The sequence below is a fragment of the Candidatus Zixiibacteriota bacterium genome (assembly GCA_021159005.1).
In the GTDB taxonomy this organism is placed as follows: Bacteria; Zixibacteria; MSB-5A5; order UBA10806; family 4484-95; genus JAGGSN01.
The window spans coordinates 1-15,012 of sequence record JAGGSN010000137.1; the positions used below are offsets into that span (position 1 = coordinate 1).

13 protein-coding genes are annotated in these 15,012 nt (G+C 42.5%); all 13 read right to left on the reverse strand.

The features are described from left to right. A partial coding sequence (locus J7K40_09010) for a transposase (protein ID MCD6162535.1) occupies positions 1-996 on the reverse strand: 996 nt, incomplete at its 3' end. A 343-nt stretch (positions 997-1,339) separates the two neighbouring features. Then, positions 1,340-3,334, reverse strand: coding sequence for a hypothetical protein (locus J7K40_09015; GenBank protein ID MCD6162536.1), 1,995 nt, complete (start codon positions 3,332-3,334; stop codon positions 1,340-1,342). After that, on the reverse strand, positions 3,298-3,837 hold the full coding sequence (locus J7K40_09020; protein MCD6162537.1) for a hypothetical protein: 540 nt from the start codon (positions 3,835-3,837) through the stop codon (positions 3,298-3,300). The genes J7K40_09015 and J7K40_09020 overlap by 37 nt, the downstream gene beginning before the upstream one ends. 1 nt (position 3,838) lies before the next feature. Beyond that, positions 3,839-6,052 (reverse strand): hypothetical protein, encoded by a 2,214-nt coding sequence (locus J7K40_09025; GenBank protein ID MCD6162538.1) that lies wholly within the window; start codon positions 6,050-6,052, stop codon positions 3,839-3,841. Then, a complete protein-coding gene (locus J7K40_09030) occupies positions 6,049-6,876 on the reverse strand; it encodes a PHP domain-containing protein (GenBank protein ID MCD6162539.1) in 828 nt (275 codons plus the stop codon). The genes J7K40_09025 and J7K40_09030 overlap by 4 nt, the downstream gene beginning before the upstream one ends. Beyond that, entirely contained in the window at positions 6,876-8,402 is a 1,527-nt protein-coding gene (ftcD, locus tag J7K40_09035) for a glutamate formimidoyltransferase (protein ID MCD6162540.1), read from the reverse strand. The genes J7K40_09030 and ftcD overlap by 1 nt, the downstream gene beginning before the upstream one ends. 1 nt (position 8,403) lies before the next feature. Continuing rightward, positions 8,404-9,339, reverse strand: a complete 936-nt coding sequence (locus J7K40_09040; GenBank protein ID MCD6162541.1) for a hypothetical protein — start codon at positions 9,337-9,339, stop codon at positions 8,404-8,406. A gap of 6 nt (positions 9,340-9,345) precedes the next feature. Next, entirely contained in the window at positions 9,346-10,239 is an 894-nt protein-coding gene (locus J7K40_09045) for a DUF3108 domain-containing protein (GenBank protein MCD6162542.1), read from the reverse strand. After that, positions 10,232-10,726, reverse strand: coding sequence for a low molecular weight protein arginine phosphatase (locus J7K40_09050; GenBank protein MCD6162543.1), 495 nt, complete (start codon positions 10,724-10,726; stop codon positions 10,232-10,234). The genes J7K40_09045 and J7K40_09050 overlap by 8 nt, the downstream gene beginning before the upstream one ends. Then, positions 10,719-11,336: a threonylcarbamoyl-AMP synthase gene (locus tag J7K40_09055; GenBank protein ID MCD6162544.1), complete on the reverse strand. Its 618-nt coding sequence runs from the start codon at positions 11,334-11,336 to the stop codon at positions 10,719-10,721. The genes J7K40_09050 and J7K40_09055 overlap by 8 nt, the downstream gene beginning before the upstream one ends. Next, entirely contained in the window at positions 11,333-11,848 is a 516-nt protein-coding gene (locus tag J7K40_09060) for an SPOR domain-containing protein (protein ID MCD6162545.1), read from the reverse strand. Before J7K40_09060 ends, J7K40_09055 begins: the two co-directional genes overlap by 4 nt. After that, positions 11,823-12,911, reverse strand: a complete 1,089-nt coding sequence (locus J7K40_09065; GenBank protein MCD6162546.1) for an NTP transferase domain-containing protein — start codon at positions 12,909-12,911, stop codon at positions 11,823-11,825. Before J7K40_09065 ends, J7K40_09060 begins: the two co-directional genes overlap by 26 nt. Then, positions 12,908-14,647, reverse strand: coding sequence for an AMP-binding protein (locus J7K40_09070; GenBank protein ID MCD6162547.1), 1,740 nt, complete (start codon positions 14,645-14,647; stop codon positions 12,908-12,910). The genes J7K40_09065 and J7K40_09070 overlap by 4 nt, the downstream gene beginning before the upstream one ends. Positions 14,648-15,012: the final 365 nt, after the last annotated feature.

The window sequence follows — 15,012 nt, forward strand, 5'->3', positions numbered from 1 at the left end:
AGTTATCATAAGACTGTATCGATAACCTTTCAACTCTTCTATCTCTTGGAATAAACTCAACTGTTTGCCAGAGGCTTTAGGACGCTTTGCTATCTCTTGGCGCACCACAACATAGCGACGCGGAAATGTCCATTTATTGTCAATATGTTCAAACTTAAATTCTGTAATATCTATCCCTTCTTCAATCTGTTCCCAATCTTTCAAGCGCTGAATTTCTCTCTGAAAAATCTGCCAAATAGGAACGCCCATTATATAGCGATAGCTTTCCGACTCTAAATAGTTAATAAAGTCAATATTATAAAAACCACTGTCGCAAAGAACTCGTCTAACCCTGAAGTTATCTCCAAGATTTGTTAAAGACTGAATAAAAAAATCCTTAGCCTGATGACCTGAGAATGTATCGCCTGGTCGGTTCCGAATATTTACCACATGCCCCGAACCTAAAAATGCCAGTATCGGGTGATGCGAAGGACGACCACGCTTCTTAGGATTGTAACCCTTCTTGGCTCCCTCTTGATTGCCATAACGAGTCAAAACAGTCGAATCAAGGTTGAGATTGTCTTTTGTGATTCCCTCCCACTCGACAATCATTTTAGTTAATGCTCTGGCTTTATCGCCCAAATGATTGGCAAGCGATTGCTTATTGATTTTGCCCCAAAAACGAGTCATGGTCGAAGCAGCTGCCGGAAACCATTTCACACTAAAAGCAACCTGTATTGCCTCTACACCATGACCCCACCATGATAAATGTGAAAACCGATCACCACCTACTAAAACTGTCAAAAACAACGACAACACTTTCTCGTATATGCCGCCGCTGTTGTTAGAGGTCTCCTTTATCGGAATTGATGACTCTGTCCACTCTCGAAATTCTATCCTCTCTAAAAATTGGGCAATTAATGAGCCAATACCTCCCCAGGCTGTTATCGGTTTATTCGTAAAGGCAATTTTAACTTGCTTTACTCGATGCGATTTGTTAAGCTTTTTATGTTTCATTTTTTAGTGCTCCTTTTTCTGTTATCTAAACATTAATCTAAAAGGAGCACTATCTTTGTTTTATATGAAAATATCAACCTGATTTTCTGTTTCTAATGCAAAAACTGGGTTAAATGTATAAGCCCTTCAGGATGTCGTCCCGATTAGTGCGGGACTCCATCCTGATATTATGAAAAGGCTGCTCCATCCAGTATATTTTTATTATACTGTTTGGTAACCTAAAAAATAAAAACAAAGGAGCAGCCATGTCCAAGAGATTTATCGGAGTTGATCTCCACAAAAAGTTCTGGTTACCAAGCGGCGCTTGGTAACCAGAGGCAAAACGATGGTAATACGGTTTTGATTAATTTATAAAGTTCCAGGTGAACTGCCACCATACCATTCCCGGCGGCATCTGATAGCTTCCCCAAACATTGTAATCATTGCCGATTATAAAATCGAGTATGTTCTCCTCGCATAATCTGAACTCAAAAGAGCCGAAACGAATATTTATAGAGCCATCAACTACAAATACAGCATCAGAATTTTCGACATTGAAGAAGTTCTCGCTTTGATGAGTGATAAAACCAGAGTAATCTCTGGCAGTGATAAAGCGAAGTTGATAGACGCCGGAAATATCCATATCCCGAAGGACATTCTCGAATTTAACTATCCCCATAGACCGCGCCATCCCGGCTGGAGTAAATTTTACCTCCGGCACATAACCATCGGGGTCGTATATGAAATATGTCAGTCCGGCTGAACCTTTGAAATATTTTGTTATCGAATAATCTATATCAATGACAGCCGTCAACCTGTTATAGTCGATATTTTCGGTGGTTGATTGCCAAACCGTTAATGATTCTACGGTAACGGGAACCATATCATCATTTACTTTCTCATAACTCAAGCCGGCTTTAATAGAAAGATTGCTATTAAAAGCGCGATTGATATCAGCATTGGCAAATAATGACTTTTCTGCTTTTAAATCATTATTCGGAACATATTTATAGGCTGTGATAAAATCGCTGTCCATAGAGTCAAAACTAAAACTATTATAATATCGGCAGTAAATATCGGGTGAATAATCGAGGTATCCCGATGCCAAGCTTAACTCTGTCTTTTCATCTAATCGCCAGTCATACTTTGCGGAGGCGGCTAATGTAAAATCATCGATGTTATTGTGTCTGAGGCGGGAAATTACAACAAGGTTTTGTTTTGGAGTCAAAGATATTGAATCGCTTATGATAATTCCCATATTGACCAACCTGGCAATTACCCTATCGGCATAAGGATTAACGATATGATGTCTCTGCGCGCCGGTTTCCAGGCGGAGATTGTGTATATCCCTGCTGTAAACTGCGGCGGCTTTACCGCCCCATATATTATCTCGAAGGAAAAAATCGTAATCGGCATCGCTATCAAACAGATGGCTGAAGTTTTTTTGCCTGTATATATCCAATTCAAACTGCAGGTTTTCATCATATAGATATTTTCCCTCAACAGTATGATAGTTCTGGTCATGGTTCTCACGCATCATAAGGCTGGCCAGCCTATCGAACTGAATTATCCCCTTTTTGGCTTTTTGCTGATAAAAAGAATAGCGGAACTCGGCGTTAGGCTTGGGCCGATAGGCAAACGAGCCGGTTACGCAGAAATCATCATAATCCGAGCCGGCGCCGTAAAAGCCGCTCGATTCTTTGAATCCGGCAGTAAAGGTAAGGGCGGCATATTCATTAAACCGCCGCGAAAAACGCCAGCCAGCTCTCTCATAGCTGTATGGCGCGCGCGCGATAGTTACGCTGGAGGGGTTATCCCTTGAGGGCCAAAATGATGACTGCAATGATAAAACCTCTCCCTGATTGAACAAGCCTATATAACTAAGCGGAGTAATATCGATTAATCCGATATTTTCAAACATTAAAACATTTAGGTCTGCCCCGCTTCTATAAGGGAAATACTTGCCTTGATGAAAAAACGGCAGGCCGTTATAAACGATTCCCAAGCCCGGCAGCATCACGGATTTGGTCAATATTTCCGCCTGTCCGAATGAACCATGCTGAAGCGGCAGTACGCCTGATTTGTGCCATAAGTAATCGCCATAACCTCTAATAAGCAAGTTTGTGTGATAATACATAGGGATGCTGTCAACAGAATATGCAAGCGTATCAGAAGAGGGGCAAACGGGTCCGGCGGCGGCGGATGCCGCCCACAAGGTATCTACGACATCGGCGGTATCGGATAAAAAAGAGTCCGGCGGCTGAACGGGTCCTAGCGGGATATCCTGAGCATACAGGATACCGCTGCCGAAAATAAAAGCTATTATAATTGATATAAACGCGGTCTTGCTATTTGCCATAACTTTACCATTATAGGTTCAAACAGTCCGAATATCAAGCCATTCGATACCATATGCATAAGAGAAAATGCAATACCGCTGATAACAGCAGGCCAGAAAGGTCCGATTGTCAGCCCAAAAGCGGCATTGGTTAAAACATCGTAAATGAAAGTTAGTACTACGCCGGTTGCCGCGCAAAATGTGATGCCTACAACGCGGTTTTTATTCTGCAGAATCTTTTTACCTATTGAGGCTCCGGCGAGGCCGAATATGATAAAACCAGTTAGCTGGGCTATCGCTACCGTTATTAATGATGGCGGTCCATTGGGGTTGAAAACTATGAAAATCATACCCGCTACTAAGGGCACGGTAAAGCCGCCCCAGTATCTCAGAAATGCGCCGGAAACAAACAGGCAGATACTGAAAAGCTCAATATTTGGTACGCCAATCAGAGGAAAGTTTACAGCCAGCGCCATAGCGGCAAAAAGTCCGGCGGCGGCGATTCTTCGTATTCGGTAATCCAATTTATCTAAGTATGGCGAACTTGCCGGAAGCGGATTTGCCGCCGGCTCTTAATTGCGCTATATATATGCCGCTTGCCAATTGATTGCCGGAATTATTACGGACATTCCATCTCATGACTGCATCGCCCGGCGTTAGCCAATCATCGCCATCGCTGTTTAAATAGACTGTGTTATAAACCAAATCTCCCGCCGTATTGAATACATAAAACTCAACATCGTCAGCCATAATCGAATCGGGCATATAGAGCCTGAATTGCATAGTATTATCGCGTTCATACGAGAAGGGGTTGGGCGATGCATTCACTATAGGCTTGTCTTTTTCATCCGCGAGGGGGGCATAATAAACTATGGGGAAGTTTATTTGCTCTATATCATAATGACCCGAATGACCAGTATCATCGTAGGCATAAACAATTACGCTTATTACGCTGTCAAGAAGCTCATAGCCGGGACAGAACCGCAGTACGGCTGATGAATCGCTGGTCATGGTGAGAGTTAATCCAGCCAGGCTGTTGGGGGATGGTTCGGTTTCAAAATATACCGAGTCTTCATCGGGATCGAAAGCATATAAAATAATATCCTCACATACGCCGGCTTTTATCTCAACCTCTGAGGGTAAATTGTAAAGACAAGGCGAACCTGCCGTAAGCACGGTGTCGTATTCGGCCGTAAACGAATAGCCGGTTGACGCATCGCTATAAGTATAGCCGGTGATTGATGGTATAGCCACAATATAATCGAATCTGCCCCAATCATTGAAAGAATCTGTTCCCTGCCATGTTGATTGATTGAGATTTATTTGAATAAGCGTATCCTGAACCGTATCCCAGCCAAGCAGATTCACATGCCATTTATCGCCAGCCTCCAGAATATCATCGCCATCGAATCCAAAAAGCAAGCCGCCTTTGTAGATACTCCCTTCACCACCCATGGTTTTAAAAGCTATATAATTTGCAGACCATGTCTCGGGAGTATAATCTTCCGAAGTATAGCTCATATTAAAAGGAGTGCCATCATTTGAATACGAGAAGGGGTCAGCATCGGTATAGAATCTATGCCGTATGGTATCAGGCACAGGTTCATCGCCAAGAGGATTTATCCATTGGTCGGCTTCGGAATATTTATTGACAGTGTCGGCTCTATCGCAGGTAAAATAGTTCCAGACGGTAAATTCCTGGAATGCTTCCTCTAATGACGAGCCATAATCATGGGCAAGAATCTGATCGGTAGCATCAAGCACATTATAGCCCGGAACAACTCCGCATTGCACCCAGATTTTCCGCATAACATCCCTGTCGAATCTCTCCTCGAGAAATCGTCCCCAAATACAGGCGGCATAGGGATGCATATAACGCACCGGGTCGGCAGCGCTATATGAAAACGACTCAAGAGTATACCACGGATAATGAAAGAAATACTTCAAGTAATAGCGATAATCATTAACATCGTCAAAAACGACATCTTCCATCCAGACAGCCGAGACCTCATACCACCAATTTCTTTCTCCTTCGGCTTCATAAGCATCGAGTGAAAAGTGAATGCTGTGGAAAAACTCATGAGCGACGGTAACCTTGACAGCCTTCATAGGCTCTGTGTTGTAGCCAAGATCGCCAAACTCGGCATAATCATTGTCTATTTTAATATAGCTTGACCATGTTCTATTACCGGGTTGAATAATTTCAGGATATGTTATGCCATAGTACCCTTGTCCTCCGATATTAACCAGATATATATCATACCGGTCATCGCCGCCGGCGCTGCCATCAGAAATCGGCTCTATGAAGCCAAGCGTATCGGTTTCGAAATGCCATACATATTCACATATCAACGCAACGCTGTCGACATAATCGGGTATGCCGTTTATCGGATTTATATCAAGGGTGGGAACGGAATTGAAGCCGGTAATATCATAATGGATTATAAAATTCTCGGTTCCCAGAGTGTCGGTAAGGTCGGGTCGGTCGGCTAATGTTTTAAACAGCGTCGGCTCTATTTCATCATAGAGGCTTATCAAACCCATTGTGAAGCGGGTGCCGCTTTTAAGGGGAACATCGATTGACGCGGCGTAGGAGTCATCAGTTTTGCATTCTTTGAGATTTCTTAGCTGCTTTATTAAATCATCTTTATCAATTCCCGACAGACGGCTTTCAGCTGCAAAACAGCTGCAGGCAATCATCAATGATATAATCGCAGTTAATGATATTAGATGTTTCATTTTTTCTCCATCGCCTCTTTCATCTGTTCAAGGCAGCTATAAGGCACTTTTTGTGTGCCAATTAATAATGAACCTTTTCTTGGGCCGTGGCAATCTGAGCCGCCGGAATAAAACATACCATATTTACCGGCGAGTTGTTTATAATGTTCCCTGTCTTTTCTTTTATGCAAAGAATGATATGCCTCTATGCCATCCAAACCGGCTTCCGCGAAATGCGGGATAAAATCATCATGTCTTAGCGTTCCGGGATGAGCCAGCACGGCGGCGCCGCCGATACGATGAAGCATGCTAATAGCTTCATCAACATCGAGATGTTTCTTGGGAACATAAGCAGGCGCATGATAACCGAGATAGCGGGCGAAAGCCTCATCGAAAGTCTGCACATACTCTTCCCTGACCAGCGCCTGGGCGACATGCGGCCTGCCGACCGCGCCCTCACCGGCAATGTCTGACACGGTATCCATTTTAATATTAATGCCGATTTCATTCAGCTTTTTAACAATCGCCACTCCCCTATTGTATCGTTCACGGCAATATTCTTTGATTGCCTGCATGAATTCTGCATCTTTATAATCGATAAAGTATCCAAGTATATGAACATCAGCTCCATTATACATGCAGGACAATTCTACTCCCGGAATAATTTCAATGCCTTTTTCACGGGTATAGTCAATGACGCTAACGAAACCATCGGTAGTATCATGGTCGGTAATCGAGATTGCCCTAAGCTTTCTATCAGCGGCGGCGTCAACGACCTCCTTTGGGTTTAGAAGTCCATCCGAGGCTGTGGTATGAAGGTGAAGGTCTATATAGTCATTAGGCATTAAATTTTTCCATCCACTATCGCTTTGGTTTTTTCATAAAGCTCTGAACCGCGCGCCAGCAGTTTATCATTTTTATCTTTTAGGTCATCAGCGAAAGCTTTGTCGCTGATTCCGCCAAGGTTAATCCTTACATTAAGCGAGGCGCCCTCAAGAGCCGCTTTTGCCATCAGATTGGCAACACCGGCATCGGAGACAGAGTTAATGCTGCCTTTTTCAGCTACCGATGGCAAGAATTCCATAACTGCCACCGTTTTTTCCATAACCTCAACAGGAACACTGGCGGCACGCTTGGTCGCCTCCTCGATTGCGGCAGTGCGAATCTTTTTTTCACGGTCGGTAGTTTTCGGTTTTTTCATCGCCAGCATGACTTCATCGAAACTCTGGGCGTCTTTTTCTATAAGAAAAGTCAGCTCGTTTCTCAAGAGGTCAAGTTTCTTTCTAATATCCTGGAATTCGGGCTTGACATTAGCATATTGCTTTTTGATAATGGTCAATCGGCAAACCATTTCGCCAAGCGCAGCGCCTATGGCTCCGCCCAAAGCGGCAACCGACCCGCCGCCCGGAGTGGGTTCTTTCGATTGTACTTGCTCGATAAATTCCTTCATCAAAGATTTAGCCGCCAACGCTGGAGATTTCATTTTTGATTCCAGTATCTGGTCGACACTGAAATTCTCGAATCCAAGATAATAATCCGCCACCTGAACAATACCCTCAAGCGGCGTTAGTCCGACAATCTCGGAGCCAACAGCCGATACGCCATACCTTTTAGCCTCCGCTTTAATGGCTTCATAAACTCTATAAATAGGCGTGCCGTGATAATCGACAAGATTCATAGAAATCTGCACCTGACGGCGTTCGGCGATGTTGAATCCCATGGCTTTAACATAGCGAAATCCGCCGGTTTGGAAACGTATGGCATTAGCGATTTTTTTGGCGATATCAATGTTTTCAGTATTGAGATAAACATTAAAGGCGATAAGGAACTGCCGCGCTCCGATAGCCATAGCACCGGCTTTGGGATGGGTTTTTGATGGTCCGAAATCAGGTTTGCGAACCGGGTTTGTTGCTATTTCATCGCGGATAGCTTCATATTCGCCCTTACGGACTACAGCCAGATTTTGACGATCGGGGCGAGTTGCCGCCTCTTCATAAAGATATACCGGTATCTGAAGTTCATTGCCGACACGTTCGCCCAATCGTTTGGCTATGGCGACACAGGTTTTCATAGTTACGCCGGATACGGGTATAAACGGACAGACATCCGTGGCGCCCATACGGGGGTGTTCGCCTTCGTGCTTTTCCAAATCAATCAGCTCTGAGGCTTTTTTAATAGCCTGAAAAGCCGCTTCCTCGACAACCTCCGGTTCGCCGACGAATGTAACTACCGCTCGATTATGGTCTTTATCCATTTCGGAATCGAGCATAGTAACACCCTTTACCGCTTCAATAGTCCTGATTATTTCGCCAATCACTTCGGGACGGCGTCCCTCGGAGAAATTTGGCACACATTCAACAATTCTAGCCATTTTATTCCTTTTGCTTTTTAAATGATTTTATGGCCGCCGATAAAAGCGGCATCATAATCTCATGATGACCTGTAAATATGTATCTTCTGCCGCCATCGATAGTAGGTCTTTTAACCACATTTTCGTTGGGACGATAATGCTGAATCATATCGAAATTAGCGGCTGAGAAATCTGTTATTTTTCCATAAATATTGCGGGCTGTAGTCAGCGCTTTCAAAAACACCTCCGGTAAAACCACCGCCGAGCCAAAATTAATTATCAAACCTTTATTATGAATATTTTTTATGCTCTCCGCAAGCATTTTAAAATCGAGATGGCTTTTGCAGCCCCATATAGCGGCATCAAATTCCGGATGCTGGCAAATTGTATCTGTGCCAATTGCGATATGGATGCTTACCGGAATTTTATATTTATAAGCGCAGGCTAAAATCGAATATGACGCAAACTCCGGTTTTTGGCGATGAATATAACCGCCAACCGCCTCGCCGATACCAGTTTCGTTATCGGATTCGGATAAAGCCTCAGCTAAATATAAGGGGGTTTCTTTCACCATGCCAAACGAGCCATCGCTTAAGGATTCGGCTACCTCCTCAGAGGTCTGCCCCCAGAAAGCAATTTCCAAATCATGAATAGCGCTGGCTCCATTTAATGCCAGATGAGTAATACAGCCGTTTTTAATAAGGTCGATAATAACCGGCGACAACCCGACCTTGATAGGATGTGCTCCCATCATCCAGATGATGCCCCTTCCCCGCTTTTGGGCATCGACAATATCACGCGCCAGTGCTTTTAAATCTGCCGCTTTCAAGAAATCGGGCAGAGCCTCGAAAAACGACTTGATAGGCTTAGGCGCTTTGGCAAAAGATTTGATATTGGACTTAGTTTTTCTATCTAAGACAGAATATCTTTTTACTTTATTAAGGTCAATTCTATTCATAATTAATTATTCATTATTAATTATTAACGTATCATCGGGGAATTCGCCATAGCTGAATTTTCTTAGCTTGGCAGTTACTGAGCCGAGGAAAAATACTTCGGTTTGCATCTTAACCGGCATTTTATACCTGTCATCAGTAAGCCATATTTTTATTTTGCCTTTGGCTTTAAAGATTCCCTCCGCTCTCATAACCGGCTCTACAATTACACAGTCAAATTCACCGGCGGGCACTTTTATAGTTTCTTTTCCGCGGACTATTACTTTTAGGGGATAGTTTTTTTTGCCCGTATGATTATCGATTAAGATATCTTTACCGGGCATAACATCCTGAGTACGGACATAATAAAATGATGAAAACACATCCTGAACGAAGGGATATGTTGGTATGGTATCATTGCCGGTTATCGCCAGATGCCGTCTTTGGTCGTAAATTGTTTGTTTATCGGCTTTATAACCTCCCTCGCGGAGACGTTTTCGAAAGTAGAGGCTGAAAACTCCGTCATAATCTATATAGGAAAAAACGGTATCATCAACTTTGTAGAAAGTTGAAACGAAGGCATTTGTGCGGGCAGTTGATATTACCTTATAACATTTTTGACCGTTATATTCGATTATTTCCGGTATCTGAAAAGCTGCCGTACCGGCGGGAATTATTCCATAACTTACGCCGAACTCCAGATATTCGCCCACATTAAATGCCCGGTTATCGATTTTTCGCCTCCACCAGCTTGAATCGGAGGCTCGGGCGATATAAGCTGAATCCGGCGGCGTTATTGAGTCTGTATTTTCTATCTGCAAGTTTTGAACCGTATCTGCATAAGTCGAATCATCCGCTAAGGCAAACCGGAAAAGACATAAAAGCATAAAAGCCGCAGTTGTTATTATGCTTAATTTAATCATTAATTTGAGATAACTCTACGATTTGAGGGAAAACCGTACGCAAAACTTCATCAAGTTCGAGGAAAGTCTGATTGTATTGTTCAAGAGTGCCGCCAATTGGGTCTTCAACTCTTTCCTGAAAGGAATTATACGGCTGGGGAAAACCTTTAAACATAAAAGATTTCGTTAAAGCTGTTTTATCCATATTAAAAATCGATTGGATATGTTCTGGCGCCATGGTCAGGATTAAATCCGAGTTTTGTATAAGCTTTTTGCTTAAGGGCGTTGACCTATGGTTTGAGATGTCAATATCCCAATGTTTAGCCGCCTCAACAGCATAATCTGTAGCCGGCATGCCATTTAAGGCGGAAGTTCCGGCCGAGCTAATGCTGATATGATTGGTGCTGTATTCTTCGGCAATTTTTTTGGCAATTCCCTCAGCCATAGGCGAACGGCAGGTGTTGCCAGTGCAGACAAACAAAATATTATAAGTTGATTTTTCAGTCATGATTCCCCGTGATCTGTAAAATATTTTTAAATTTGATAATCCCCTCCCGGATAAGCTTGACTTCCCCGGAGACGCAATTGATAACTGTTGAGGCGTTTCCGGATGGATTTATATTAAACCTGCATATATAATCTACTTTTGATTGTATATAATCAGGAATATCCTCAATGGTTCTTGGCGGCGACCAACCGGAAATATTAGCACTTGTGGCGGCTAATGGTTTTCCATATTGACGAATAAGGCCAGTTAGTTCCTGCGAGTTGGGAATTCTAACTCCGATTGATTTTTTTGACCCCATAACATATCTAAATCTATCAGAGCGGGATTTTAGTATTATGGTTAGCATTCCCGGCCAAAAAGCGTCGATAATCGCTTTGGCATCGGTTGATAATTCCACATCAAGATTTTCTATGCATTCGAGAGAATCGCACAGAACCGCTAATGGTTTTATTTTGCTTTTTTTCATTTTGAAAATCGAATCAATCGCATCGATATTTTCGCAGTCGCACATCAAGCCCCATACCGTATCGGTGGGAACTAAAATAATGCCGCCCTTAGCTAATACATCAACGGCTTTTTCGATGCAGTTATTGTAATCAGCGCCTTTCATTGTATAACTCGCACTAACCAAGCTTTTTTAAACCCCAAGTCTTTAACCTCGTTGAGAAAACTCTCTCCCTCATCGGAATCATAGAATTCGCCAATTCTGACTTTGTAATACGGAACTTGGTATTCTACAAAAACTCCTTCGGGGAAAAGCGGCTCGATTTCAGTGGCGAATTCCTGCGCCTCATCAAACGATTTCGAAGCAAATATTTGAACTCTGAATATTATAACCGTCTGTTCGATTTCAGCAATTCCGGTCGAATCAAAAGATGAACCTGTAATTAATGCGGGTTTTGCGGAAGAATCAGTCGGTTCTTCGGTTTCGGGCATATCCGTTTGTTTGTTCTTGCCGGTGATTATTTCATCATCGCCAATAAAACCAAGCGGCTCGAAACGATTTTCGGCATCGGTGCGTTTATCTTTGTTAATATCTGAACGGGGTGCTCTGGGAGCACAACCAGCCCAGATAATTAGCAAGACGAGTATCAGCTTAGAGATATTGTTGATATTTGCCATCTTGCTCCAATTTGTTTAACAGTTCTTTTATATCATTTACTTTGGATTTATGCGCCACCATAATTACCCTGTCGGTTTTTACAACGACTAAATCGGCTATTCCATATCCGACAATCAATTCATCATCACTATCATTAATCACAGTACTTTCATAGGTTGAATCCAAAAGCACATTGCCTATAATGATATTATTCATCTTATCGGTCGCATGAATTCGCTGCATCGCCAGCCATGAACCTACATCATCCCATTTAATATCCGCTTTGGCGCACAGGACATTGTCGGCTTTCTCCAATATGGCAAAATCAACTGAAATACTGCTGCAATCGCGATAGAGACATTTAAGCGGTTCCTCATTTCCCCCATCCGAAATTTCAATATCAGAGATATAAGTTTGAAGGCAAGCATGGATATTCGGCATGTACTGTTTTATGGCTTTAAGAAATGCTTTAATGCTCCAGACAAACATGCCTGAGTTCCAAAGATGTTTGCGGTCGAGGTAATATTCATGAGCTTTCGGTCTTTCCGGTTTTTCTTTGAATCCCGAAACCTCATAAAAACTTATGTCATTGACTACTGAGTAGCCAGACCCCATCTCGATATAACCATAGCCTGTTTCGGGGCGAGTTGGCGTAATGCCTATGGTGATTAATTTTTCTTCTTTAGCGGCAACATTAGCGGCGGCGGCAATGATTTTTATCATTTGTTCTTTTGGTTCAATTATATGATCTGAGGAAAGCACAACCATAACGCCATCCGGGTCTTTTATCTGGATATGAACAGCCGCCAGAGCTAAGGCTAAACATGTATTTTTACCCTGAGGCTCCAGCAATAAGTTGTTTTTGCTGAGTTTTTTAACTGAGTTTAATATTTTTTCCTCAAGATCGGCGCCGGTAACCACTAAGACTCTATCAAGCGGAATAAAACCCTCGAGGCGGTCAATAGTTTCCTCAAGCATGATTTTATTGGAAGTAAGTTTTAACAACTGTTTTGGGGTTTTTCTTGTCGAAAGCGGCCAAAATCGTTCCCCTTTGCCGCCGGCTAATATAATTCCATAATTCATTGTAGCTTACCTCTCTTGTTGGGAGACATAACCGTCATTGCTTTATGTTTATACAAATATCTTTTAATTTTTCTGGTTGATGTTTTCTCAAAATCTTCATCCCGAATGACAATATACTTTACACGTTTATAATTGGCTAATTGTTCTGATTGTTTGGCAACTTCGAGTTTAACAGTCTTCTCAATATTCTCTTCATCTAAAGTAATGCCTTTTTCAACTGCCCGTTCGCTAAAGTATTCAAGATCGGGCACAATTACAGCCTTGATTTCCTCTCCCCCGCCGGATGATTCGATAGGCTGTCCCAAAATTAGCGACTCCAGAATATAGGGGGATTTATTGAGGATAAATTCAATTTCTTCAGGGTAAACATTTTTACCGCCCGGCGTTACGATTAAATTCTTTTTTCTGCCTGTAATGTAATAGTAACCATTGTCATCGACGCGGCCCAAATCGCCGGTATAAAGCCAACCATCCCTTAAGACCTCATCCGTTGCTTTAATATTTTTAAAATAGCCTTTCATTATCATAGGCCCCTTAACTATTATTTCGCCGATATTCTGTTTGTTAATATCGACTATTTTAATCTGCGCTCCGGGAACAGCAACTCCAATCGAATTATTAATATATTTATCGGGCGGATTTACCGTAAGCACCGGCGCTGATTCGGTAAGTCCGTATCCCTGAATAAGTCGAAAGCCAAGGAAGTTAAAAGCTTCGGCAATATCCGGAGACAGCGGCGCGCCGCCGGACACCATTAATCTCAGTGATGACATACCGGCTTTCTCGCGCAAACCGCTAAACAGCCGTCCGCCGGTTTCCACATTGATGGATTTCTTCAGAAATCTGGTTAGATTATAGATGGTCTTAAAAACTGCTCTGGTAAAAGGCGGCTTTTTAGATATGGCTCTGGTTAAACCGGCAAACATTTTCTCGAATACAAGCGGCACTCCCACCAAAATTGTAGCTTTAGTATTTTTAATGTCCCCCACAATCTGCTTGGAGGCTAAACCTCTGGCATAAGTTATGGACGAACCGCTGCTTAATGGTCCCAAAAAACCGCAAGTGCATTCAAATGTATGATGAATAGGCAGAATGGAAATGAAGTTGTCTTCAGGATACATGTTTACTATTTTAAGTACGCCATGTATATCGCCGGTGATATTGCCGTGGGAAAGCATCACGCCCTTAGCCAGGCCGGTTGTGCCGGAGGTGAAAATTATCGCCGCTAACTCGTCTATATCGGTTGCCGGAACTTCTATAACCTCCGGTTTTTCATCCGCAAACAGATAGTCGGTAGAACCATTGTATTCATCCATGCAGATAACGGCATTTAGCGTTTTGATTCTATCAATCAGGGGTTCAATATCAGGATAGAATTTGCTTGAGACAACCACAGCTTTAGCTTCCGAGCTGTTTAATATAAAGCTCCATTCGGATATTTTCTGCAAAGCATCAAGAGGAACATTTGCTGCCTCTAAAAAAAGAGAGGCAAAATAAGAGGCTCCCCATGCCGGACGGTTTTCAGACAGAATCGCAACTTTATCATGGGGCTGGATGCCGGCTTGGCGAAGAGCTGAAGCTGCCTGCATAACCATATGATAAAAGCCATCATAGGTAATTTCATTAAACTTTTTACCATCATGCTCCCTCATTACCGTTCGGGAACCGTATTTCAGCCGGCTCTGAGCAAGCATTTGGGGAAGATTCAACTTGTTTATTGGCTTCATTTCAGTCATAAATTTTGCCCTCAGGATGTCGCTTGCCGCGGCGTCCGCCTAAGGCGGACCATCCTGATGGATATAATGCCTCTATTAAACTCACAATATTTCATATCAAGTTAAGAATATATAATCTGTTAAATCAGTTTGCAAGCTTTACAAGAATTTCCCTGAAAAAATATCTTGAAATTCTTAAAGCTTTTTATACCAGATTTTACTGTTGAATTATTAATATTGAATTTATGATAATCGTTTCTTGAGAGATGGTTAAGAAAAACGGAGTATATTAAGATTTATAAATAATCACTACTGTCCGGTATTTTTTATAAAGTTCTTAAAATAATACCCAACAATCGAAACTTGCTTATTTCATAACCCATAGA

Bases quoted from the DNA above. Each gene is read 5' to 3' on its own strand.
- J7K40_09015 (MCD6162536.1), bottom strand. From the start codon at position 3,334: ATGGCAAATAGCAAGACCGCGTTTATATCAATTATAATAGCTTTTATT.
- J7K40_09025 (MCD6162538.1), bottom strand. From the start codon at position 6,052: ATGAAACATCTAATATCATTAACTGCGATTATATCATTGATGATTGCC.
- J7K40_09030 (MCD6162539.1), bottom strand. From the start codon at position 6,876: ATGCCTAATGACTATATAGACCTTCACCTTCATACCACAGCCTCGGAT.
- ftcD (MCD6162540.1), bottom strand. From the start codon at position 8,402: ATGGCTAGAATTGTTGAATGTGTGCCAAATTTCTCCGAGGGACGCCGT.
- J7K40_09040 (MCD6162541.1), bottom strand. From the start codon at position 9,339: ATGAATAGAATTGACCTTAATAAAGTAAAAAGATATTCTGTCTTAGAT.
- J7K40_09045 (MCD6162542.1), bottom strand. From the start codon at position 10,239: ATGATTAAATTAAGCATAATAACAACTGCGGCTTTTATGCTTTTATGT.
- J7K40_09050 (MCD6162543.1), bottom strand. From the start codon at position 10,726: ATGACTGAAAAATCAACTTATAATATTTTGTTTGTCTGCACTGGCAAC.
- J7K40_09055 (MCD6162544.1), bottom strand. From the start codon at position 11,336: ATGAAAGGCGCTGATTACAATAACTGCATCGAAAAAGCCGTTGATGTA.
- J7K40_09060 (MCD6162545.1), bottom strand. From the start codon at position 11,848: ATGGCAAATATCAACAATATCTCTAAGCTGATACTCGTCTTGCTAATT.
- J7K40_09065 (MCD6162546.1), bottom strand. From the start codon at position 12,911: ATGAATTATGGAATTATATTAGCCGGCGGCAAAGGGGAACGATTTTGG.
- J7K40_09070 (MCD6162547.1), bottom strand. From the start codon at position 14,647: ATGACTGAAATGAAGCCAATAAACAAGTTGAATCTTCCCCAAATGCTT.